A 21,799-nucleotide genomic window follows, 5' to 3' on the forward strand; every position below is an offset into this window, starting at 1 on the left:
GCCGGAGGCCGCCGCTACCACCCCGGCAGGTGCACGAGAACGCCGCATACCAGAAGAAGCGAGGCGATCTGAGCGATCCCCCACGAGAGGCGGTAGCTGAGCGTCCGGTGATTACGGACCTCCAGCAGCCGGGGGAAGATCTCCTGGGGGTGTTCCAGGTCGTACGTGTCGGTCCAGTGCACGGAGACGACCATCAGGCTCAGCGCCCCGGACAGACCACTCGCGACGAGGGCGGCGACCAGGAGCGCTGTGGAACCGGCACCTCCGGGAAGAATGGTCAGGACGACGGTGGCGGCGGACACGAGGAATCCGTCATAGCCCAGCAGCACCTGAGCCTTGGAGTCCAGCACGCTCAGGCACCCGTAGAGGTAGTCGTGGGCGTACATGTCCTGCGGTTCCGGCTGGAGCCTCTTGAGCGCCTCCAGATGGGTCCGGGACTGCGGCCCCTGGAAGATCCCTTGTCGCAACCAGGACCGCATCCCGCCTCAACTCCCCACCACTCGCCGCCACTTCCCCCGGACGAGCATGCCCACCGCACCGCGGGTTGCCCGCACACCGCAGCACGCGTGCGCCCTGACTACGGCCACGTCGGTAGATCGCACTCCTGCATGCGGAGGACCCGACGACGGCGGGGCGAAGGACCCGAGGACGGCGGGGCGGAGAACCCGACGACGGCCGGGCGAAGGGCGAGCGGCGCGTGCACGCCGCCACCCGCCCCATCGGCAGATAGCCACCCGAGACGGAAGGACCGGGGGCAGGATGACCTCATGACAAAGCAGCCCGTACGGCAGGCCGGTCGCCCCTCCCATGGTTCGGTGCTCTCGTTGTGGTCGAAGGACTCGGTCCTGTCGATCGGCTCGGTAGGTTCGGTCCTGTCCGTGGGCTCCGTGGGGTCGGCCCTGTCGGTGGGCTCGATCGGAAGCGCGCTGTCGATCGGCTCGATCGGCTCCTCCCTGTCCCTGATCTCGGCCGGCTCCTGGCTGAGCACAGGCTCGGTGCTCTCCGCCCAGTCGAGCTGGTCGGTCCTCTCCTGGCGCTCGTCCCGCGCCTTCCTGACCGCGGGAGCGCTGGGCGCCGCGACGGCGGGCGTGGTGCTCCTGCCGCGCCTGCTCCACAGAGCCCGCCCGACCACGGCGTAGCCGAACGCGCGCGGCCCGGTCCGAGACAGCGCGACACTCCAACGGCCGTACTGCCGATCTGAGTGCCCGATCCACGCGGCCTGCGGGGACGGCGCTATCCCATGCTCCCGCTGTTTTGTGCGTCCGCCGCCGCAGTCCTGACCGGCACCCGCTCCCTCGTCGCGATCGGCGAATGGATAACGGATGCCTCGCAGTCCGCCCTGAGGCTCCTCGACTTCCCGGCCGACCCGCTCACCGGCATCCGGCCGGTGCCGCACGCGGCCACAGTCCGCCGCCTGCTCCAGCGCGTCGACGGCGACGCCCTCGACGCGGCCATCGGCGCATACGTGAAGGCCCGAACGCCGTCGTCGCAACTGTCCGAGCCACCGCCGAAGCCGTCGTTGCGGGCGATCGCGGTCGACGGCAAGACCGTGCGCGGCTCCCGCACCACCACGGCCACCGCGATCCAACTGCTGGCCGCGAAGGACCACCACGGTGTGGTCCTGGCCCAGCGGCAGATCACCTCCAAGAGCAACGAAATCCCCGCCTTCCAGCCCTTGTCGGACACCACCGACCTGGAAAACACCGTGCTGACCACAGACGCCCTGCACACCCAGCACGCCCACGGCGCGTATCTCCGCACGCGCGGCGCCCACTACCTGGCCGTCGTCAAGAGAAATCATCCCGGTCTGTATGCACAGGTCAGGAAGCTGCCGTGGGCCGAGATCCCGCTGGAGCACCGCAGCCGCGACAAAGCCCACCACCGCGTGGAGATCCGCCGGCTCAGTTCGCAGCCTTCGGCCACCTCGACTATTCCGGCGCCCGCCTGGTCATCCAAGTCGTCTGATGGCGAAGGGAATTGAGCACCGGCAAGCTCACCATCGCGCGGGTCTACGTGATCACCGTCCTGGACATTTACGATGCCACCCCGGCCCAGCTCGCCGCCTGGATCAGAAGCCACTGGGGCATCGAGAAACTCCTGCACCACGTCCGTGACCGCACCTTCCGCGAGGACGACTCCAAGGTCCGCACCGGCCACCCGCCCCGCACCATGGCCGGCCTGCGCAACCTCGCGATCAGCCTGTCCCGCCAGAACGGCGAGACCAACATCGCCGTCGCCCTCCCCACGCCAGCCGCGTCTACCACCGCCCGCTGTCAGCCCTCGGCCTCACATGATCAACCCGGACAGATCGCGATCATGCGATGCCCCTGTATACGGCGGTCCCGAATCCAGACCGCTGTCCGCCATATGCACAGCGTGGGTTGACCGGGTGACGTGAAGTTGAATTCTTCGGCCATTCTTGCCCTTTGGAATCATGGAATCCGCCCCCACGGAGAGCCGAAAATCGCTCTTGTGGCATTTGCTTTCACTTCCGTAACGTGCGGTCCAGAAAAACTGGGCATTACCGGACCAATAGAGGAGAGCTCGTGAAGTCTCGTTTACGGCTGTCGGCCACTCTCGCCGCCCTGTCTCTGACCGCCGCAGGTGCGGTCGGGCTGGCCGCTACACCCGCAGCAGCGACGTCCGCCACCTGTCTCGGCGTCACGGGGAACCTCAACGAGTACGGCGCGCACCTGGTCGCCTGGCAATACGGGCCGTCCGAGTGTTTCGGCGTGGCACCTTCGGGGAGCATTTGGCATACCTGGTCGGGCGCGGGCAGTTGGAAGGAGATGCCCGGCAATGGCAAAGCCCTTGGCTTCGTCGCCTTCTTCGAGACCTCTGCCGGCAAGGCCGTCAAGGTTGTGACGGAGACCGGAAACTACTATTGCAATTATGACGACTACGCCACCAATACATGGGGCGGTTGGTACGGTACGTCCACTGACCACTGCTGAACTGCGGCCAGGCCCGAACTCGATTGATCCGACTTCCCACCCCGAACCTCCCCCGGGCGAGGCCCGCTGCCCGAGGACGTCCGGGCCGACGCCTGGCAACGCCTTCACTCCGATCGCCCGCTCCTACGAGCGTTACGGCAGGGCATGGCGCGTTCTTCGATCTCGCCGGCACCCCCTCATCATCCGTAGCCCCATCCAGCGCGCGTGCTCCACCCACTGGTGGCACGACCAACCCCGACACCGCCCATGAGGACCATCGAGTGGTGGGCTCGTCCGGGTTTGCAGGCTGTCCGCCGTCGGCGGCCTGTGCTGTACGGACGTGGACTCGGTGCAAGATGAGTGGCCCGGTGAGGTTCGACTGCCGGAACCTCTGCGCTCCAGACCTGCCCCGGCGCGTGCCTGGCTGAATGGGCGGATGAACGAACGGGCGTGACCATGACCGGTACCGAGCCCAACTTCGTTCCCACTCCTGAAGGTCCCGCTGCTGGGTGGCGGCTGCGAGTGGCGGTCCACGCGCCCGGGTGGCACCCGGTGGTGCAGTACCCCGTGGCCGAGCCGAGTCCCTCAGAGCTGGTATCACTGGAAACGGCCTCACTGCGGCTGGAGGCGCTCGCACATCCGGTACGGCTGCGACTGCTACGCACCCTGGCCCGTGGCCCGCACACCACCCGTGAGCTGGCCCACGCCTGGGAACTTTCGCCCCCGAGGTTTCCCGCCACCTCGCTGTCCTGCGCCGCGCGGGCCTGCTCACCACCCGGCGGCACCGTTGCTACGTGCGCTACACCCTCAACGTCCCCGAGCTGGCGGCGTCGGGCGCCGACCTGCTGGCGGCCGTGCTGCGCTGAGCGGCTTCGCGCTGCCAGAACCCGGGCGGCCGCCGCCTTCGCGGCATCGTCCGACCCTTCAGGCTACCGGGCAGATCGGGATGTCGGACCGGTGCGTGTGGCGACGCTGCTGCGGCTAAAAGCATTGGTCGGGGTGGGCGATGCCGTGACGCAGGCTCAGCCCGACGTCATGGGCGTCTGGGGCGAATGCGGTGCGCTGGGGGTTGTCGCGGTCGGTGCAGGTGCGCCGGCGTGGGCGGCGCTGCACCATGAGGTGTATGCCGCTCGGCGACGGGGGATCTCCCGCTGCCGGCTGTCACCTGCGCAGCCGGCCCGCCGAGTGATGCAAACATGGACGTGGTGCTACGCACCGCTCCACGCTCTCGCGAGGAGGGATCGTATGGCCAAACTGCGGTCCTGTTCTCTCTGCTGAGGGTTACAGAGGCGCCAACTCCACCCTGCCTGTGAACCGGCCACCCACTTGATCAGCGAGCCAATGGACGCGGGCGGTCTGGTCGCCGTTCCGGTTCCGGACGTGCACGTGGACGGTGTGGTCCTGCGACAGCTCGTCCTGGTAGAGGTCCCGGGAATTCACGGTGAGCGTGAGGTACGCGAACTTCTGCGAGATCGCTTCCAGTCCCGCTTCGGGAACCGAGGGCCATGCGTCCAGATCCCACCGAACAGCTGCGGGATCGGGCCCCAGAGCGGCGATGAAGGGCTCGGCGCGGTCCAGCGGACGACACCAGTCGAAAACTCGGATCGGCAGACGGTCCGCAGGGTTGTCGCCGGCCTTCGACGAACCGTGCTCTTCGCCTGCCACCGCCCACCATTTGAGGTCGGGCAGTACGCGACGTACTTGCGTCAGGACATCCGGCGACCTGATCACGGCTTCGAAGTCGACCTCTGCCTGACCGGTGTCTGCGATGTCCAGCAACGTACGCACCGCACGTATCGCATCAGGCAGGTGGGCGGTTGTGAGGACAGCAGCCGCAGCAGAGTTGCTCATCCCGGAACCGTAAGGCAGCACTCACAGACCCGTCGATCGGCTTCTGGCCTGCCTTGTGTTCGCCAGAACCGGAGCCATATTGCAAGCGACGCCGCGGTGACGATGCCGGGAAAGACGTAACCGCGTTTGTCGTACCGCGTGGCCACCGCTCGGGACTGCTCATCTGGCTTCGGAGCTGAGACCCGACTTCACAAATCAATCGGTTGATACGACAGAGCCTGATCGACTACCTCATCAGCCGAGAGGTCCCGCTCCGGCGGCCAGAAAATCAAGTCGCTGACATAACCGGACGGGCACGCCAGGGCTCTGTCGAGTCTGTCCAACCAGCCGCCCATCTCGTCGTCTGAGGCGTAGTCCGCTTGCACGATCTGCTGCACGAGCGCGACTGCCTTCGCGCGACTCATCTCCACAGCACTCACCAGGTCCCTTCGCTGAGTCACCCTAACGAGACGCGTGATCGCCCGAGCAGGTCATAATCGGGGTTACTCCTGTCGGGGGCCGATGACGGCCTGGCCGATCTGCTCCGCCAGCCAGGAGGCGTGTCGTTCCTCAGACTCCCTGTCGTGGGTCCTGCGGAGCACGTGGACGAGCTCGGTATGGTCATCGGCGCGCTCGTCGAGATAGGTAGTACGGCAGTTGAAAAGCGCTGAAACCCGGGCGTTGTTGGCTTCGCCGTAGACGTTGCTGTAGTGAGAGAAAACGAGAAAGAGCGGGAGCCAGTGAGACTGACTCCCGCTCTCTCGTCTAGGCATCCGCCCAGCTCAGTGGGTTCCTTGATCTCCGGAGGCGTCTGGTGCCCTCGTGTATCGCAGATAGTGCGAAGTCGGAAGTCGCCTCCGGCTCCTGCGCCTATTGAAGAATTCGGCTTCGCCGACGGGCTGTAACACCCGAGGGAGTGTTACAGCCGCCTGTGACCGGACAGCCCGGACACCGCAACCTTGAGCTGTCCGGGCTGTTTGTGTAGATGAGGGCCATAACCGGACAGTCGGACACCTGGGACACCCCTGTCCGGAGTCGCGGTGCGCGTCCGATCAAGCGCCGTCTATTCGGTCGAGCAGAGCCTGAGCCTCGACTGTGCGGCGATGGTCCGGGCCGAATGAGGCCAGATAGGCCTCGTGAGCAGCTGCGGCCTGAAGGCGAGCTTCGGTGCCGCGGCGTAGTCCCAGGAGGGCGGTGGCCACGATCAGCTCGATGGCGCCCGTCTCTGGGCGGATCTCTTCCGCGGGCAGGCTGCGGCACAGCTCACGGGCGCCCTCCGCCTCGACGAGGGCCTCCTCGTGGCGGGCTTGGCCGTTGAGGCTGCGTGCCAGGCCGAGCCGCAATGCCAGAGTCAGTCGGTCCGGTTCAGGATAGGCGGCCAGGATCTCGCGGGCGCGTGCCTCGGCCTCCGGGTGGCGCTCCTGCGCGCTGAGAGCGAAGACCAGCCCGTTGCTGGCGGCCCTTTCTACGTTTTGCTGTTCCCCTGTACCGCGGCTCGCGGTCTGGGCGACGGCCGCACACTCTGCCTCACACTCGGCGTACCGACCGAGCTTGGCCAGCGTCTGGGCGCGGTCGGAGCGCAGTTTCAGGGTCTGCCAGTGATCAGCTCCGAAAGTCTTTCCGACGGCCGGCAGCACTTCGTCGTATATGGCGAGAGCGTCGGCGTCGCGGCCCTGGGCGCCCGTCGCGTTTGCGACGATGCTCAGTGCCAGCGGGGCGTACGTGTCATCGTGTGGCAGTGACCGGGCCACGGCACGGGCCTCGGTCACCGCCTCTGCGTAGCGCCCGGCCCTGTACAGAGCCATGGCCCGCGACACAGGGGGTTCAGTCGTCCGCTTGGCGCGCGATCGGAAGAGTCTCATGGCCGGAGGATATGGATATTGCGCGTGGTGTTCGGCCAAGGGGCGGGAATGCTCGGCAGCACCGGATGGGCCAACTGACAGATCGCCACGGACCGGGCCTCACACGAGAACGCTGAGGGCCTGCCGGTCGGATATCCACCATCGGACTCCAGCGGGGTTCTGCGTCGAACCTGGCCTCACGGACTCGCTGCCCAGGGCTCCGACACCCGTGTCAGCACCCCAGCTCCGCCGCGCGCTCGCACATCACCTCCACAGCATCGGGCAGTCGAGGAAGCGGCCCGGGGTGGGCCTCCCGGATGAGCTTCACCGCGAGAAGCCGCCGACCCCCCCTGATCAGCTCGTCCACCTCTTCCCGAACCACCGGCAGCAACGCATCCCAGATCGAGTTCTCCATGCGCCGATCCAAGCAACTCACCCTCTCCCACCACCACCAAATTGAACGGTACGACCGCGCGAAGACCCGCTCAGTGAGCCCGGGATATCAGCGGGCGATAGCCCCACCGCGGGGCCCTCACATCGGCACCCAGGAAAGCCCATTCCTGCTCTGTATACGGACCGTCGCCAGCACATATCAGGGCAACTCGCTCAAGTCACGACTATGCCGAAGCCCTGCTCCGTGCCCAAGAGTTGGAGCAGGTGCTTAGAAGGCGCTTGGTGGGATGGCTGGCGAATCCGGGCTGACCTGCGCCTCTTTTCTTGCTCTGCGTTTCACGGACTGGCCTTCGACATGTATTCGAAAGACAGCTTCCGCCGGGTTGGTTGTCAGTCGGCGGAGCATCCTTCCCGGTCAGTACGTGTGAGAATCGAACCCAGCGGAGCCACGTCATTGGCTTCCCTGACGGTGCATGGGAGTAGAACCTCCTTCAGCCTGCCCTCATGCAGCATTCAGAGCCCGAAGCAGTCGTCGTCCTGGTCCCGAAGCAGGACTTGGACCGAGTTCGGGAAGGGCCAGAGCATCTGCTCCAAGTGAGGCAGAAGCCCTGTCCAGTTGAGTCGCCAGAAGTCGATGGCCCATGCGTCCATGCCGGGGATCGGTTCAAAGCACTGGTGCCACGCGCGATGTTCGTCGGGCTGGGTAAGGGGCTTCATCACCTCTCGGGCTCCGAAAGCGATAACAATGAGCGTTTTCAGCGTTGCCTCTCCAGGGTGAGGACGGCTTTGGCGATTGACGTCATGCGGTTGGGGCTGATCCGGGACCTTCGGAAGATTCGCCAGGACTTCAGCAGTGCCATGCCGCGTTCGACCGGTGCCCGGGATGCGGCCAGTGCCCGGTTGATCGTGCGCTGTGTCGGGGACAACTGGCCGCCGGGCGGTCGTCTGCGCCCGGTGGTGACCCAGGGGCCGGCGCCCTGGTAGGCGCGGTCGGCCAGGACCGGGACGCCTTGGCGTTCGCAGATCCGGATGATCCGGTGGGTGCGGGCCGCGGTCAGGTCGTGGCATCGGCCCGGCAAGGCGGGCGAGATCCACAGCACCTGCCCGGTCGGGTCCGTCACGACCTGCACGTTCACGCCGTGGCGACGGTGCTTGTGCGAGTAGTGGGCCCGGCCGTCGCCCACGCGGTCGCACTCGGCGAGTGTCCCGTCGAGCAGTACGTACTCCGGTTCGTGCTCGCGCAGGACCTTGAACAGGCCGGGCGCCCGAGCGGCCAGGAGGTCGATCTCCGCCGTGGTGTAGGCGTGGGCGGTGCCGACCGAGATGTCGAAGCCGGCGGCGAGCTGGGCCAGGGTGTCGTGCTTGCGCAGGTACACCAGAGCGACCAGCACGCGTTGATGCGGCGGGAGCCCGCTCGCCCGCTCGTAACCGCCCACGTACGTGAGCGCGGTCAGGAGCTCCCGAGCCTGCCGGGGATTGACGACCACCCGGCGGTCGACCTCCTGCACCGCCCGCTTGCCCCGCTTGCGTCGCACCCGGCTCAGCGGATTGGAGGTGAGGTGTTCCAACTCCACCGCGTATTCAAGGGCGTTGAAGACTACGGCCCGACGCCGCCGGTAGGTCTGAGTGGGTGACCGTGTGTGATCGCTGGAGGCGTGCAGCTCGCAGGCGAGCTTCAGCCTTCTCCTACTCGGAGCTCAGCCCGTCCGTCCCGGCGCACCGATCATCGCGACGACGAGCTCTCAGCCTGATCACCGACCTCCCTGCAGTGGAACTACATCCCTGCCGCCTGCCGGTTCGGCATTCAGTGATGCAGTGATGCAGATCACTCGGCTCGTCCGTCACAGGCGCGAGGTGGGCTGCATCCCGTGTCTGACCTGATTCCAAAACAGGAGGCACACATGAGGGTCGTTGTGGTGGGCGCCGGCTACGCGGGGACGATCGCGGCGAATCGGCTGGCCAAGAAGGTGAAGGCAGCGGAGATTACGGTGATCAACCCCCGTCCGGACTTCGTCGAGCGGGTGCGGCTGCACGAGCAGATCGCCGGGACCGGTGCCGCGACGACCCCGCTGACGTCGATGCTGCGCGAAGGGGTCGCAACGCGGTTGGACACCGTCGACAAGATCAGCGACGGAGAGGTCGCTCTCGGCGACGGGTCGAGTCTCGATTTCGCCTACCTGTTCCTCGCGGTGGGCAGCACGGTCGCACCGCTGCCGGGCACCGTCCCGGTGGGTACCTGGGAGGGCGCGGAGCGGGCACGGGCTGCCCTGGCCGGGCTGCCCGGCGGGAGGACGGTCACCGTCATCGGCGGCGGGCTGACGGGCATCGAGACGGCAGCCGAAGTCGCCTTCGGCCGACCCGACCTCCACGTGCGGATCGTGGGACGAACGATCGCCGCGAGCCTGTCGGCGGGGGCGCAGAAGCGTGTGCGCACCGGCCTGGACCGCTTGAACGTGGAGGTCGTGGAGGACTCCGTCGCGCAGATCGACCCCGGCGCCGGGGAGGGAGGAGGCGACACGGTGCGTCTCCACTCGCGCCTGCAGTTCACCTCCGACCTCACGCTGTGGGCGATGATCGGGGGCGTGCCCGACCTGGCCGCCCGCAGTGGGCTGGAGGTGGATGCCGACGGCCGTGCGGTGGTCGACGAGCATCTGCGCAGCGTGACCGACCCGCGGATCTTCGTCGTCGGTGACTGCGCGGCGGTTCCCGGTGCGCGGGCGGCCTGTGCGACGGCCATGCCTCAAGGCGCGCACGCAGCGGATACGCTGGCGCGGATGATCGAAGGCCGTAAGCCCAAGCCCTACTCCATGGGATACACCGGGCAGGCGCTGAGCCTGGGCCGGCGCGACGGGCTGCTGCAGGTCGGCCGCAGGGACGACACCGTGTGGCGGCTGTTCTTCGCCGGGCGCACTGCGGCCATGGGCAAGGAACGAGTCTGCCGCTACGCGAAGTTCGGCGCCCGCACCGCCACCTACGCCTGGCTGCGGGGCCCGAAGTGACCGAACAGCCGGACCCCGCGGACGAGTTCACCGCGCACAGGGCCCTGCTGTTCTCGATCGCCTACGAGATCCTCGGATCGGTGGCCGACGCCGAAGACGTCCTGCAGGACAGTTACCTGCGGTGGCGGTCGGTGAGCCACACCTCGGTGGAGAACGCGCGGGCCTATCTCGCGCAGGTCGTCACCCGGCAGGCGCTCGGCGTACTGCGGTCGGCCGTCCGTCGTCGGGAGCGGTACGTGGGGCCGTGGCTGCCCGAGCCGCTGGTGACCGACGTTGTCGGCGACGGACCCGACGGCATCGACCATGTGCTCACCGGTGAGGCCGTGACCACCGCGATGCTGCTGGTACTGGAGGCCCTTACCCCAGCCCAGCGCGCGGTGTTCGTGTTGCGCGAGGTGTTCGCCTTCGACTACCCGGAGATCGCCGCCGCGGTGGGCAAGTCCGAGGCCGCGGTGCGGCAGCTGAACCAGCGCGCCCGCAACAGTGTGCGCGCGAAACGGCACACTGCGGTCGCCACCCCTGCGGAGGCACAGCCGATTGCCGAACGGTTTCTGACGGCGGCCGCTACCGGCGACGTCCAAGGTCTGATGGACCTGCTCGCACCCGACGTGGTGTTCCTGGCCGACGGCGGCGGGGTCGTGAACGCGGTGCGGCGCCCCGTGGTCGGGCCCGACAAGGTGGCCAGGCTGCTCCTCGGCCTCCTGGCCAAGGGCGCCCGCATGGGCGAACTCGACATCCGCATCGGCACCTACAACGGGATGCACTCCGTCGCGGTGCTCATCGACGGCGTACTCGATCAGGTGACCTCGGTCGAGGTTCGCGGCAGTGCCGTGACGGCCGTCTACTGCGTCCGCAACCCGGAGAAGCTCACCGCCGTCAAGATCTGAACCGCCCGTCTTCCAAGGGGTGTGACCCAGATAGGCCTCTACGAATGGTCCACGAAGCAACGCTTAGGGTTCGACGAAACGCCGTCTGACCTGCCGCGAAGCCCTCCAAGATCAACACGCCATTACAACGTGATCACTGGCAAATGGCTGCATTCGGCGGCATCTGCCTGCGCACGACTGTAGATACGCGAAGACCCCGGCCTCAGCGTTTCCGCTGGTGACGGGGTCTTTGGGCACCTCATAAGGGGTGCCCCCGGCAGGATTCGAACCTGCGCACACGGCTCCGGAGGGCCCTTTACTAGATGGCGAAAGCGCTGGTCAGGGCTTTGGGTGCATCGCCTTCCGACTTACCCGTCCACAGGCAGTCCAAGTCTGTGGACGATGTCAGGTCGCCGTGGCCGACTAGAAAGAAGCACGCCGGCGTCCCGAGAGTACGACTTGGTCATTGAGAGCCGGTGGGCCACCGCCTCACGGATAGGGAGACATCCTTTGGTTGGCAGTAGAAGCCTTGAAGTCGCTCTGTGCGGCCACCGGCATCGAACAGTAGGTCACCTCGACCTCGGAGTGCTTCAGCGCCTGCGCGCCCGAGGATCGTCATCGAGTCTTGAGTGGCCTGGACCTTGAGAGCAACACGGGCTGTCAGGTTTGCCTTGATGTCACCTGTGATGACCTGAACGCTTGGTCGTTGCGTCGCCAGCACTAGGTAGATGCCGAGCGCCCGAGCCATCTGGGCGAAACGTTTGATGTTCTGGAGAAACTGCTGGCGCTCATTCCGAGGGAGAGAGTCGGCGAGGTCTGCGAACTCGTCGATGAGGACGACCATCTGCTGCAGATCCTGGGACCGACCTCCCGCTGCATAGAAGTCGAGAGCGTTGAACACCTCGGCTTCACGGAGGATGGCGCGGCGCTGTTGCAGTTCCTCTTCCAATGTGGATGTGAGGATCTCGACTGCCTCGTGGGGGTCAGTGATGATGCGCTTGTTCAGCAGGTGCGGCAGATGCTGAAAGGGTTCGAAATCCACGTGCTTTGGATCAATGATCAGCAGACTCAAGTCCTGGGGTGCACGGACGTGAATCAGGGAGCACAAGAGTGCCTGCAGCAGCACGCTCTTGCCGCTGCCGGTTGCTCCCGCGACCAGCAGGTGCGGCAGCCGTGCGAGGTCTGCCACGCGGACCTCACCGTCCGGGGCCACTCCCACCAAGAATGGCAGCGCTCCTGGCTGAGCAGGCACGTCCAAGGCATGCTCGTAGTCGGCATAGCGAACGGTTTCAGGCTTGGACCTCGGGACGTCAAGAGTCACGTAGTAGGGCTCTTGGTCGATGAGTACGCCCTCGGCTACACCTGCTTCCCTGCCTAGGTCGAGGGCGCGACCTTGGAGGGCTGCGAGGGTCTGCTTGCCCAACAGGCGGGTGCGCAGCCGGATTACTCCAGGTCCGACCTGAGCGAGATTAGGGCGGAAAGGTTCAACGGCCAAGCCGTACTTAGCAGCGGCAGTGTCCATCTCCCCTGCTACGCGCGCGATTTCCTCGGCTGCGGCAGAATCGGGTGTGAATCGCGGTGTGGCATAGTCGGCTGACAATCGTCGTGTTGGTTCGATGCGGGCCTCGTTGACGGGGGTGCTGGCTTCGCCCAGGGAGTTGGGCTCAGTATTTGAGGCCTTTCTTTCCTCGATAGGCGCAGGGAGCTCAGGGCCGCTGGGTGGTGCCGGTGGTTGCGGGCCCGTCTGTTCCCCGGGTGGGGGCGGATCGGAGGGCGGCCATGAGGGGCGCGTCCAGTTGTCGGGGACGTTGATGCCGTGTCCTCGGGCGAGGGCCGCGACCGCAGGCCGGCCGAGTCGGAAGTAGTCGAGGGGAAGCCCAGCTCCTGGGAGGGTGCCCTGCCATGTTGCAGAGGTGTTCTGCCCTTCGACGCTGATGAGAGCGCCCCTACGGGGCGAGTCCCGCATCGTGTAGCTGAGGTCGAGCGAGAAATCTCCGTCGTACAGTGCGAGCAGGGCCAGCTCTACTTCCGAAGTGGGGATGGGTTCGCCGAGGCCGAATGCATTGGCTCGCGCGGTGGCAGACCGCAGCAGGTCGCTGAGATCGCGCGCTCGAAAGGAGCGGCCTGGGCCATCCGTATTGAATATGCGCTCAAGCCATTCGACAGTTCGTTCCAGCTGAGTACGGGCTTCGTCAAGGCCGGGGACGCCGTTGGAACGGTACTTGACCTCGATCAAGCGGGCGCTGATGCGCAGGCGGCCTGGTTTGCCCAGGGGCAACCAGAGCTGCAGGAGATCGTCACAGGCTGGTGCCGGCGGGCGGGGAAGACCTCTCTTGGGCAGTGCGGCGAACAGCTCATCGAGAGGGATGAGTAGCCCTGCGGCGCGCGCCCCTTCGTCGTCCAGCAGTCCGAGGGTTTTGTCGCCGCTGTCGAGGAGCGATACAGCAGCGACGGTGCCGACTCGCTCAGCTACGTTGGCCGCACTGGCTCTGAGCAGGTCCAGGGACCACCTGCCGCTGGCTCCGTTCAGTAGTCTGAGGAACTCGTCCAGGGCTGCCCCGGGCGGCTCTCCTATCCCGGTCAGCGCGCGGGCTACAGCTTGGCGGTACGGCTCGGTGCGTTTGGTCGCGGTGATGGCGTCGAGGCCAGGAGTGCCGGGGTCGGGTTCATCGTGGTGGACGAGGTATTTTGCGCTGGGACTTCCCATGGGGCCGTTGAATGCTTCCAGGCCCAAGAGTTGGTCTAGGTGCACAACCCAGACGCTGCGGTCGTAGACGGCGGCCATGAAGTCGCGCTCGACGCGGGTCGTGGGCATGCTGGTCACCCCGGGCCGCATTAGGCCGCCAGACATGCCGCCCACCAATTCCAACCCGCGCTGCATGAGGTTGAGTAGCAATTCGGTCGGCTTCGGACTGCTGGGCATCTCTACCGGGGCGGCGAAAGTCCCCCAGGAGAAGCTGCTCTCATTCGCCCCTGGATGAGCTAGCCGTGCGGGACTCGTAGCGATGCCCCGGCTCCACGTCGAAGGGGCGCGGTGATTCATATCTACCTGGGTGGGCGTGCGCTGCAGGTTGCTGCGCATCACGAAAGTCAGATGCGTGAAATCTTCCGCCTTGCCAGGCTTGGCCAGGGTGATGCGGACACGCGTGCGGATGTATGCATCGAGTTCACTTCCATTGGCCAGCAACGACTCCAGTCCCGGGTGCTGGACGGACTCGTCCGAGACTAGGATGATTTCCAAGTCAGGCTTGAGGTCAGCTGCTTCTTGCGGCGCGAGCTGCCCCTTGAAGAATTCACGCAGAGCTCGGTGGACTTGCCGTCCGTCACCCGCTTCGATGAAGGTGACAGAGATGCGCTGACCTGGGTGCCTGTAGTCGGGATACACCGTAAGGAAGTGCTCAAGCCGACGACTGATGTGACGGTAGTCCGGGTCAGGCTGTACACCGCCCGCTGGTGCTGCCTTGTAGCGGCGCCACAGCAAAGGCGCCTCGGTGGAGCATTCGTACCAGCCTCGGTCAACCGCTAGGACGGGCATCAAATGCCGCTGCGTTACTGCGCGGAGGTCATCTGCCAGTACTTCACTTGCTCTCGGCTGCCATGCTTCTAGCGTGTCCGACAGCGCCAGCGCAAATGCCACGGTGACGGGGTTGGTAGGGGCGAGGAGAATTTCATCTGGCGCAGCCCCGAAGACCGCGTCACATAGGGCAAGTCTGCTGTACTCAGGCTGGATTTGTGAATCGCGCGGGAGCTGATTCAATATTGCAGCGAAAGCCTTGGTGTAGGCTTCCGCGCTTCGGCGGTGACATCCTGCCACGACAGCATGGACGCTCTCCTCGCGACGCAGAGCTTCGAAGAATTCACGCCGGGCAACAAGGAAGTCGCGGTAAGCCTCCGCAGGCAGGGCTGACGTGTCCAGGCGTTCCAAGCGCGCGGGAGAAAGCGCGACGGAGCCGTCAGTCAATACCGTATCAATGTTGTAGGAAAGAAATTCAGGCTGGTTAAGGATGGCGGATTCGAGGGCTAGGCCCTCCAAAGTGGGCGTGAGCCGTTGCGGCATCAGGGGGTAGTGGTCGGTTCCCACCTTCAGACGGCCGACACCATAGCCAATGGCACCCACGGTGGCCGTTCCCGCTGTCTTGGCTGCATGGAGCGCCGCATGCGCGACGCTGGGCTGCGCGGGCAGTGAGACCCCGGTCCCCGATGTACCGCCGGGCTGGTGGTCGGTGTCCTCGTCCTCATCCTCTGGCTGGTCACCAGCCTGACCCTCGTTGCCGCTCTCGGGCACGTCTGCAGGCCACTTGTCGTCCACTTCGCCAGGCACGCCGACGTTCTCGCTGTACAGCGGAATCGGATGCTTGTCGGCGTAGAGGGAGCACTGCGCGATCCAGGAGCCTTCAGGGTCTGGCTCCTCCAAGTCGCATGTACCGACAGGTGTTCCTCCTGGGCGGACAGCGAGAACGGCTGGGACGCCCTCATATCGGAAAGCGGCGCTCGTCGGCTCGATCTGGAGGCCTGCCTCGACAGGGAACCAGTCGCCGTGGCCGGTGTACACGGCCACGGGTAGTTGGTCGCCGCCCGGTACGTGCACGACACCGAACGCCCAAGCGGCGCCGGACTGCACGGTAACGTGCACTAGCCGCTGCTCATAGTCCACTGGACACGCTGAGTTGGCGCCGTTGTGCCACTCCACCCGACTTCGCGCTGTGGGGCCCGGCTCACCAACCAGCCTCACAGAGAACGTACCTCCGCCCGGCAGCCATACGACAGCCGTGCTGCTGCTGGTGACTACTGCGCGGCCTCCGTCGATGCGGAGGGGGCGGGCGATCCCGAGCGGTGTCCGGGAGGGTCTGCGCTCCGGAAGCTGAGTGAGTAGGATCTTGGACCAGTCCAGCCCTCCATAGGCATCCCTGGCGGCGAGGACGACTTGGATGGCAGGGTGTTCTACGTTCCTGGCCCATCGGCCCATCTCGGTGCGGAGGTCCTTGTCTGGAGCGGTCCACTCCTCCAGGCGCATCCGCCAGTCGATGTTCAGCTTGAGTCTGTCGGTATCCGCCGCGTCCTGGTGCGGGTCGGGCAGGTAGCAGCCGAACTGGTACAGGGCGGCGCCGGCAGCGATTGTGTCGTCGTACCTCGCCAGCAGCACAGCTGCCCCAGCTGTCTCCGGGACGGAGGGCAGGACGCGTTTGTCCTCGGCCGCCTTCACGGCCTGGCGGATAAGGCGCTCCGCAGAGGCTCCGCGGGCCGCTAGCTTGCACAAGTCGGCCGGCAACAGAGCTTCCTCAGTGGCCAGGTCCCTGCTCGCGGTGGTGACGGTATCGATGGGGGTATCCGACAAGATCAGAAGTACGCGCGTCCGCTCCTGTGTATCCAGCTGTACGTACTCGTCACGCAACCAGGCGGCGAATCCATCGCTGCCTGCATTCTCTGATTCAGCACCTACCAGGTATGGGATGATCAAGGGCAGGTGGGAAGATCCTGCGGCTCCTGGTGCCGGCAGTGCCTCAATACTTCTGACGGTTACGGATACCGGGGCCGGGAATGTGAGCGCTGGCCCACTTGAGCTATGCCGCATCAAAGCTTGGTGCAGCTCGTGGGGGCTGATTCCCGCTGTAGTGCTCACGTGCCATCGCGTGTCCTGGGTTTGCTTGGCAGCAAGCTCTCTCACGGCCTGGGCTGCGATATCAGCCGCCAGGTCCCGGATGTTGTGGGGTTCAGCGGTTGTAGCGGACATACGTTGCCTCCCCGGCGTCGCTGTAGCGGACAAGCAGGCCAAGTCGTTCCAGGGACTGGGTGAGCCGTTCGTGTTCCGAGGCATCCTGCGGCTGCAGCCCGTACTCTGCCAGGCCGGACAGGAACGACTCGAAGGCCAGAGGTTCGTCCTGGCAGATTAGGCGAACCAGCAGTGTGAGCAAGTCCTCGTCGACCTCGTAGAAAGTCATGGACGTGCCGTTGCGACTCAGCAAGCCACCCACCTGATGGAGCATCAACTGATTTACTACGTCCCGGGACTGCTTGCGCAGGTCCGAGCGCCGCGATCGGGTGACGTCCTCCCTCAGCGCGAGTAGGCCACTGCGACCACCACCGACGTCGGCGGCCTGCAGGAGCTCATCCAGTGTCGGGGACGGCATGCCTTTGGTTCGCCTACTTGTTTGTGCCCAATGGGCGTGATGGTGCAGCACAGTGACTGCGGCGACACCGGCATTGAAGCGTCGACGCAGGTCAGCGTCGCATGCCAGTCTGTCTGTAAGCCCGTCCAGGTCGGGTCTGTGCCCTCCCGGTCCACCGAGGGACTCCCACACCCGTGCCGCAAGGTTTGCGGTGATGAGAGTGGCTGGAAGGGAGAGCAACTGCTTGCCGTCGACCTTCTGCCACGACGTATGGCAGGCATCGCGGCGTGAGACCGGTCGGTAGCCGCCAGTCCCAGTCCGGAACTTCAGTTGACCGGCCAGAGGGCAGTCCTTGAGCCCTTCACACGTGTAGGCCGCACCAGGGGTGGGCAGTTCGTGGGCAGCAGCGACAGCACGGTCGAGACGCGCACTCTGCACGACGGCGACACGGTACATAAGGACGCTGGCGTGGAGGCTGATGAGTACGGTTACCCAGCGGACAAAGTCAGGACGTGGCAGTTTTGTCGCCAGGAGTGTTCTGAGGTCCCGTTGGAACCGATCGAGTTGGGGCTGGCAGAACGAACCGTATGCAAAGTCTTCCGCGAGGCGCTGCCGGTTCCGCTCGATGAGTACGCTGGCCAGAGCCTTCTGCCCGCGTACACCGCTCAGCTGGCGAGCGGCTTGGAGCAGCACACTGTCCAGCCGGGTCACTTTTGAGTCGTCATTCAGCTTGTCCAAGAGTTTCTGCAGCAGTGCCTCGCCGGGCTCCCTCCCGTTCCAGCACAGGAACGGCAAGAGGTCGCCGGCAAACATCCGGTATCCGGTGGACGCGGTCGGCTTGGGTACGCCTCTCACTTTGGATGTCTTGGTGTGATTGAACCCGAATGGAAGATCCGTCTGCAGCGGTAGGAGGAACGGCGCCTTGTCGCGGGTGTAGTAGCGCTCCCGCAAGGCTCCAGCGAGCGCCTCCTGGCCGTCGGGGTCATTCACTTGCAGGAGGTCTGGTAGCTGCTCGTACAGCTCAGCGTCCAGTTCTTGTGGTTGCTGTCCCGTTGGCCGGGTCTCCTGCAGAATTCGCCAGAGAAGGCGATCTCGGGAGTCACCGCGGGGAACGCTGGGCAACATGCCGGAGATACCGAATAGAGCGCTGTCCTCACCGACTAGCTTGTCCGGCAGGCGCACGGGGCGTCCGTCAATGCGCAGAACCCCTCCATCCCAGGACAGCGGGACACCGGTGTCCCGGGACACGGCCTCAAGTGCCTCCAAGACACGGCCGGGATAGGCGTGCAAGGGTGCCATCGTCATGTCAGCTGACCTCGTAGACGTTGAGTAGATCGCCGCCCCGGGTGCGGACGTTTGCTGCATGCCAATGCCGTCCGGTACCTGTATCACTGATGAGCAGGGCGTTTGCAGGATTCAGCGACAGCTCGAGAACGGCAGACTCGACAGCACGGCGTAGGCCGTGGAAGCGCTCAAGGTCGTCCGTGCCGGGCAGTGTGCCTGCGGCGGCGGCCTGCAGGAGCCGCCAGATGGGCAGGGTGATCTCCAGGTGGTGTCTGCCCAGGCGCACCGGCAAGGCGAGCGGTACGTAGCGCAGGAGATTCGCACCAATGAGGTTGCTTTCTTGATGCGGGTCAGGTGTGATCTCCAGCAGATCTTGGGAGCTCAAGTTGGCCCCAACCAGTACGCCGTATTTGCGGTTTTGGCCCGGCTTGTCAACGGGGAGAAATGTATCGGCCCCGACTTTGCGTCCGAAGCCCCGGGCGAGTCCGATGGCGAGAAGCTCCATGATTCTCATATCGGCCGCAGGATCTGCGGGGCCGTCGAAGGACGACAGCGCCGCGCGGAACCCCTCGTCCGGTCCGGGGCCGGGTGTCAGCTGGCCCGCGAGCCACCGGGCACGAGCCCGGTACCTTCCGGTGAGCCCTGGACCTGCGGCAGCATGCGCGGCAATCGTCCGCACCGCTTGACGCTTTGCGGGGTCTGCGCCTCCGAGGAGAGCGAGCAGCCGATCCGCGTCATCCGCGGGGTCGATACCAGCAGACGCTATCTCCTCGTGTGCTTCGGCGTTCGGCTGCAGGGTCGGGTCCATCGCTAGCAGGCTTGCTGCCAGCGGCTCATTGCGAGCCAGAGTTTCCAGGGCAGCGCCAGGCAGGAGACCGTCGCGCAAGCGCGAGCTATCGCCTGCGGCAAAGGCGTCCGCCACGTCTTCGCAGGGGTCTACGCCGTGGGCGCCTCCCAATACCAGCGCTGCTGAGAGAGCCCATAGTTCACGGGGAGGGATGTTCCGGCCACGCTCAAGTGCGGCGAGTGCGACCGCGCTGTCGAGGACGGCCCCGGTCGCTTCAGCGGAGACGAGTTCCGCATTGGTGCGAGGCCAGCACCACTCGCGCACCCGGCAGGAGCCACACCTTGCTGCACCTGCTAGTACGCCGGAAGAGTCACGCGGGTCCAAGGCTTTGAGCATGCCCAGGAAGAGGGCCTCGGGGCCGCCGGCAGTACGGCGCAGGTCGAGATTGAGCACGAGTACCGCATCGCCCAGCCACGCCATCGCGTCGCCAGTCGACATGGCACGAGGCACTCCAAGCCGACTCAGCAGGATGTTCTCCAACGTCGTCAGACTCAGGGCTTCCTCGTCTTGGCGGACTTTGTGGAAGAAACGCAACGCCATTCCGGTATTGAGCGCGATCATGCGGGTGAGCCCGGTGGCTGGAGCGGCACCGTCTGCGAAGGGGGAGAAAAAGGAGGCGAGGCGAGATACCTGCTCTTCGCCAGGAGACTCAGTATGCGTCGCATCGGCAATGATTTCACCGAACAACTCCGGTGCGACCTGGCGGAGGCGGGCCATAATTGCTGTTTTGCCCGTCCCCGCGCTGCCGCCGAACACGATGAGAGCGGGCGCTTGGCCGCTTCGGAGTATCTGGAGCAGATTCCGTTCCAGATCGTGGTCTGGTACATGGCTGCGGAGCTGGACTCCGTCCATGCCTTGATCACGCACGACGCTGCCGGTCGAAGAGCGAAGCAGAGCCGCAACTGGAGCAAGCGGACTGGGGGAGCTAGGATTCCAAGGCGGGTCAGTCAGAGTAGTCACAATTCTCCTCGGCAATGGTTTCTAGATAGCCCTCTTCAGCGAGGCGGCGGACGGTCAGCCAGCCTGGGGCGCCGAGTCGGCTCGCAATGGCCTCGGCCAGAGCAGACGCTCCCCCGACGGACCACATTCCGTCTCCGTGATAGCGATTCCTCAAGTCCTCTGTGGCCCGATGCAGTAGTTCAGAGGGGGCAAGCAGGTAACAGGCAGTTGCCGTGGCCGCTTCTTCTTTGGTGTTAGTCCGCGGGTATGTGCAAGACGCGTGTCTGTACAGGATGTGTGCAAGGGCGTGCGCGGTGAGGAACCTTTCGAGTGGCAGCCGCTGAGGGGAAGCCGGTTGGACCGGGATGGTGATCAGGGCTCGGCCCTCCGCGAGCTCGACGGCGAGGCTCCGCCCGTCCGCTACATCCACCTGCAACCCGGCAGCACGGCAGAGCGGAGCCAGCTGTACGCGGTCGTGCCGAGCTGAGCCGGCCCGTTCCCAGAGCTGCTCACCGAAAGCCGAGTGATGTACGGCGGCGACGGCGCGAGCGGTCCGGTCGACTAGGCGTCGCCCATTCAGCGCGAAATGAAGCGGGCTCAGCAGGGATGCAGCGGGGGGTGGTACGACGTGCGCCGCAGCTAGAACCCTCCCTTCCGCCGAGAGTTCTGTATCCAGTGCGATCAACACGTCGATCGAGACACCGGTGCGTCGGCCTCGCTCAAGGCGAGACAACTGCGAGGCGCTGATGCCTGCAGCGGCCGCGAGATCCACCTGCAGCTGCCTCGCGTCACGGCGAAGTCTCCGTATCAGCGTCCCAAGTTCCTCGTCCGGGCAAGCCGACGATGGGCGTCGACGCCGACGTTGCTCTCTCGACATGCCGAACAACGTCCCACAGGTACGGTGGTGAGTCGAGGTCAACGGTTGCCCTAAGGCGCAACTTGCCAGTAAGGGCAAGGCGCTGCAGGGAGGCTGACGTGTGGTCGATCGGGCTCGTGAGGATGTGCGACGGGGAACCGCTGGGTGGTCGGCCGAAGCGCGATCGCTCGTGAAGGTGGCTCGGCTCGTCGCCGAGCGGCGCAACTCGCCAACCCGTCCGTGCAGATCCCTCGGGAGTACGCCTCGCTCATGCAGGAGGCGAACCAGCATCGCCCAAGAGAAGTACGGGACCGAATCATCCCTGCCCACATGGAGCGAGTCCTCGGAGGGCTCCCTCCTCGGAAATCTTGGGTGTCGATCTTGAGCGAAGCCAGTCGGCGCATGCCGTCAGCGCCGACGTCAGTCTCTTGCACATTCTTCCGGAGGAGGTTTCGGTCCCAAACGTGCGTGCAGGTCACGATCGCCCAGTCGGCCGATTGGCTATCACTCGTCCGCGAATAGTCCCACGGGGCGCCAGCGGATCTAGGTTGCGCCTAGCGTGGCCCAAGCCGTGGCATTTGCTGTGGGGATGGCGCTCGACGAGTGGCGCCAGGGGCGAGCTAAATCGTGCTCGAAAGCCCTTGCCATCGAACACGCATGGGTCTGCCGCACGATCGGGTGACATCTTGACCTGCCCCACCATTTGGGCTCCAGGCTCGGTGGCTAACCGGCAGCCGGGACGGTGTCGTTCTTGGAGAGTAGTTCGTACTCGATGGGGGTGCGGTAGCCCAGTGCTGTCTGTCTGGCCTGTTTGCCGGCGTGGATCAGCGCGATGGCACGCGCCCGGAACTCCGGAGGATAGGGACGAGGCAGGGTCTGATGCACGGTTGGGTGACAGGTGTGG

Annotated in this window: 18 protein-coding genes and 1 pseudogene; 7 read left to right on the plus strand and 12 right to left on the minus strand. The window is 65.6% G+C overall.

Features of this window, described 5'->3' with window-relative positions; all coding sequences use genetic code 11:
• Window positions 1-14: 14 nt before the first annotated feature.
• Window positions 15-479: a hypothetical protein gene (locus ACWEBX_RS06235; protein ID WP_451883735.1), complete on the minus strand. Its 465-nt coding sequence runs from the start codon at window positions 477-479 to the stop codon at window positions 15-17.
• Window positions 480-767: 288 nt separating this feature from the next.
• Here ACWEBX_RS06235 and ACWEBX_RS06240 point away from each other — a divergent pair, with 288 nt between their 5' ends.
• The 5 genes and pseudogenes from ACWEBX_RS06240 to ACWEBX_RS06260 all read left to right on the plus strand — a co-directional run.
• A complete protein-coding gene (locus tag ACWEBX_RS06240; RefSeq protein WP_451883736.1) occupies window positions 768-1,139 on the plus strand; it encodes a hypothetical protein in 372 nt (123 codons plus the stop codon).
• Window positions 1,140-1,240: 101 nt separating this feature from the next.
• The gene (locus tag ACWEBX_RS06245; RefSeq protein ID WP_451883737.1) at window positions 1,241-1,981 is read left to right on the plus strand and encodes an ISAs1 family transposase; all 741 of its coding nucleotides are present in this window, start codon (window positions 1,241-1,243) and stop codon (window positions 1,979-1,981) included.
• Window positions 1,978-2,385, plus strand: a complete 408-nt coding sequence (locus ACWEBX_RS06250; RefSeq protein WP_451883738.1) for a hypothetical protein — start codon at window positions 1,978-1,980, stop codon at window positions 2,383-2,385. The genes ACWEBX_RS06245 and ACWEBX_RS06250 overlap by 4 nt, the downstream gene beginning before the upstream one ends.
• Before the next feature lie 161 nt (window positions 2,386-2,546).
• Window positions 2,547-2,954: a hypothetical protein gene (locus ACWEBX_RS06255; RefSeq protein WP_451883739.1), complete on the plus strand. Its 408-nt coding sequence runs from the start codon at window positions 2,547-2,549 to the stop codon at window positions 2,952-2,954.
• Window positions 2,955-3,455: 501 nt separating this feature from the next.
• Window positions 3,456-3,799, plus strand: a pseudogene (locus ACWEBX_RS06260) (metalloregulator ArsR/SmtB family transcription factor); the annotation flags it as partial.
• A 415-nt stretch (window positions 3,800-4,214) separates the two neighbouring features.
• Here ACWEBX_RS06260 and ACWEBX_RS06265 read toward each other — a convergent pair.
• From ACWEBX_RS06265 to ACWEBX_RS06290, 6 genes are all read right to left on the minus strand, one after another.
• Window positions 4,215-4,784, minus strand: coding sequence for a hypothetical protein (locus tag ACWEBX_RS06265; protein ID WP_451883740.1), 570 nt, complete (start codon window positions 4,782-4,784; stop codon window positions 4,215-4,217).
• Between the two features lie 188 nt (window positions 4,785-4,972).
• Window positions 4,973-5,203, minus strand: coding sequence for an e9imm peptide (locus ACWEBX_RS06270; RefSeq protein ID WP_451883741.1), 231 nt, complete (start codon window positions 5,201-5,203; stop codon window positions 4,973-4,975).
• 612 nt (window positions 5,204-5,815) lie between these two features.
• The gene (locus tag ACWEBX_RS06275) at window positions 5,816-6,532 is read right to left on the minus strand and encodes a tetratricopeptide repeat protein (RefSeq protein WP_451883742.1); all 717 of its coding nucleotides are present in this window, start codon (window positions 6,530-6,532) and stop codon (window positions 5,816-5,818) included.
• A 304-nt stretch (window positions 6,533-6,836) separates the two neighbouring features.
• Window positions 6,837-7,019 (minus strand): hypothetical protein, encoded by a 183-nt coding sequence (locus tag ACWEBX_RS06280; protein WP_336113056.1) that lies wholly within the window; start codon window positions 7,017-7,019, stop codon window positions 6,837-6,839.
• Window positions 7,020-7,510: 491 nt separating this feature from the next.
• Window positions 7,511-7,648 (minus strand): hypothetical protein, encoded by a 138-nt coding sequence (locus tag ACWEBX_RS06285; RefSeq protein WP_451883743.1) that lies wholly within the window; start codon window positions 7,646-7,648, stop codon window positions 7,511-7,513.
• A gap of 104 nt (window positions 7,649-7,752) precedes the next feature.
• A complete protein-coding gene (locus ACWEBX_RS06290) occupies window positions 7,753-8,451 on the minus strand; it encodes a transposase (RefSeq protein ID WP_451883764.1) in 699 nt (232 codons plus the stop codon).
• 447 nt (window positions 8,452-8,898) lie between these two features.
• Between ACWEBX_RS06290 and ACWEBX_RS06295 the strand changes: the two genes are divergently transcribed.
• Entirely contained in the window at window positions 8,899-9,996 is a 1,098-nt protein-coding gene (locus ACWEBX_RS06295; RefSeq protein ID WP_355985442.1) for an NAD(P)/FAD-dependent oxidoreductase, read from the plus strand.
• Window positions 9,993-10,883: an RNA polymerase sigma-70 factor gene (locus ACWEBX_RS06300; RefSeq protein WP_451883744.1), complete on the plus strand. Its 891-nt coding sequence runs from the start codon at window positions 9,993-9,995 to the stop codon at window positions 10,881-10,883. The genes ACWEBX_RS06295 and ACWEBX_RS06300 overlap by 4 nt, the downstream gene beginning before the upstream one ends.
• Window positions 10,884-11,325: 442 nt before the next feature.
• Here the strand turns inward: ACWEBX_RS06300 and ACWEBX_RS06305 are convergent, their stop codons facing one another.
• The 5 genes from ACWEBX_RS06305 to ACWEBX_RS06325 form a co-directional block, all read right to left on the minus strand.
• Window positions 11,326-16,593, minus strand: a complete 5,268-nt coding sequence (locus tag ACWEBX_RS06305; RefSeq protein WP_451883745.1) for an FtsK/SpoIIIE domain-containing protein — start codon at window positions 16,591-16,593, stop codon at window positions 11,326-11,328.
• On the minus strand, window positions 16,574-18,274 hold the full coding sequence (locus ACWEBX_RS06310; RefSeq protein ID WP_451883746.1) for a hypothetical protein: 1,701 nt from the start codon (window positions 18,272-18,274) through the stop codon (window positions 16,574-16,576). Before ACWEBX_RS06310 ends, ACWEBX_RS06305 begins: the two co-directional genes overlap by 20 nt.
• Before the next feature lies 1 nt (window position 18,275).
• Entirely contained in the window at window positions 18,276-19,952 is a 1,677-nt protein-coding gene (locus ACWEBX_RS06315) for a hypothetical protein (protein ID WP_451883747.1), read from the minus strand.
• A 91-nt stretch (window positions 19,953-20,043) separates the two neighbouring features.
• On the minus strand, window positions 20,044-21,186 hold the full coding sequence (locus ACWEBX_RS06320; RefSeq protein ID WP_451883748.1) for a helix-turn-helix domain-containing protein: 1,143 nt from the start codon (window positions 21,184-21,186) through the stop codon (window positions 20,044-20,046).
• A 432-nt stretch (window positions 21,187-21,618) separates the two neighbouring features.
• Complete coding sequence (locus tag ACWEBX_RS06325) at window positions 21,619-21,780, minus strand: hypothetical protein (protein WP_451883766.1); 162 nt, start codon at window positions 21,778-21,780, stop codon at window positions 21,619-21,621.
• Window positions 21,781-21,799 lie beyond the last annotated feature (19 nt).

The organism is Streptomyces sp. NPDC005070 (genome assembly GCF_053600395.1).

Coding starts and splice junctions, on each gene's coding strand:
- ACWEBX_RS06305 (WP_451883745.1), bottom strand. CDS start 16,593: ATGTCCGCTACAACCGCTGAACCCCACAACATCCGGGACCTGGCGGCT.
- ACWEBX_RS06245 (WP_451883737.1), top strand. CDS start 1,241: ATGCTCCCGCTGTTTTGTGCGTCCGCCGCCGCAGTCCTGACCGGCACC.
- ACWEBX_RS06315 (WP_451883747.1), bottom strand. CDS start 19,952: ATGGACGGAGTCCAGCTCCGCAGCCATGTACCAGACCACGATCTGGAA.
- ACWEBX_RS06320 (WP_451883748.1), bottom strand. CDS start 21,186: ATGCTGGTTCGCCTCCTGCATGAGCGAGGCGTACTCCCGAGGGATCTG.
- ACWEBX_RS06235 (WP_451883735.1), bottom strand. CDS start 479: ATGCGGTCCTGGTTGCGACAAGGGATCTTCCAGGGGCCGCAGTCCCGG.
- ACWEBX_RS06240 (WP_451883736.1), top strand. CDS start 768: ATGACAAAGCAGCCCGTACGGCAGGCCGGTCGCCCCTCCCATGGTTCG.
- ACWEBX_RS06285 (WP_451883743.1), bottom strand. CDS start 7,648: ATGGACGCATGGGCCATCGACTTCTGGCGACTCAACTGGACAGGGCTT.
- ACWEBX_RS06310 (WP_451883746.1), bottom strand. CDS start 18,274: ATGACGATGGCACCCTTGCACGCCTATCCCGGCCGTGTCTTGGAGGCA.
- ACWEBX_RS06265 (WP_451883740.1), bottom strand. CDS start 4,784: ATGAGCAACTCTGCTGCGGCTGCTGTCCTCACAACCGCCCACCTGCCT.
- ACWEBX_RS06295 (WP_355985442.1), top strand. CDS start 8,899: ATGAGGGTCGTTGTGGTGGGCGCCGGCTACGCGGGGACGATCGCGGCG.
- ACWEBX_RS06280 (WP_336113056.1), bottom strand. CDS start 7,019: ATGGAGAACTCGATCTGGGATGCGTTGCTGCCGGTGGTTCGGGAAGAG.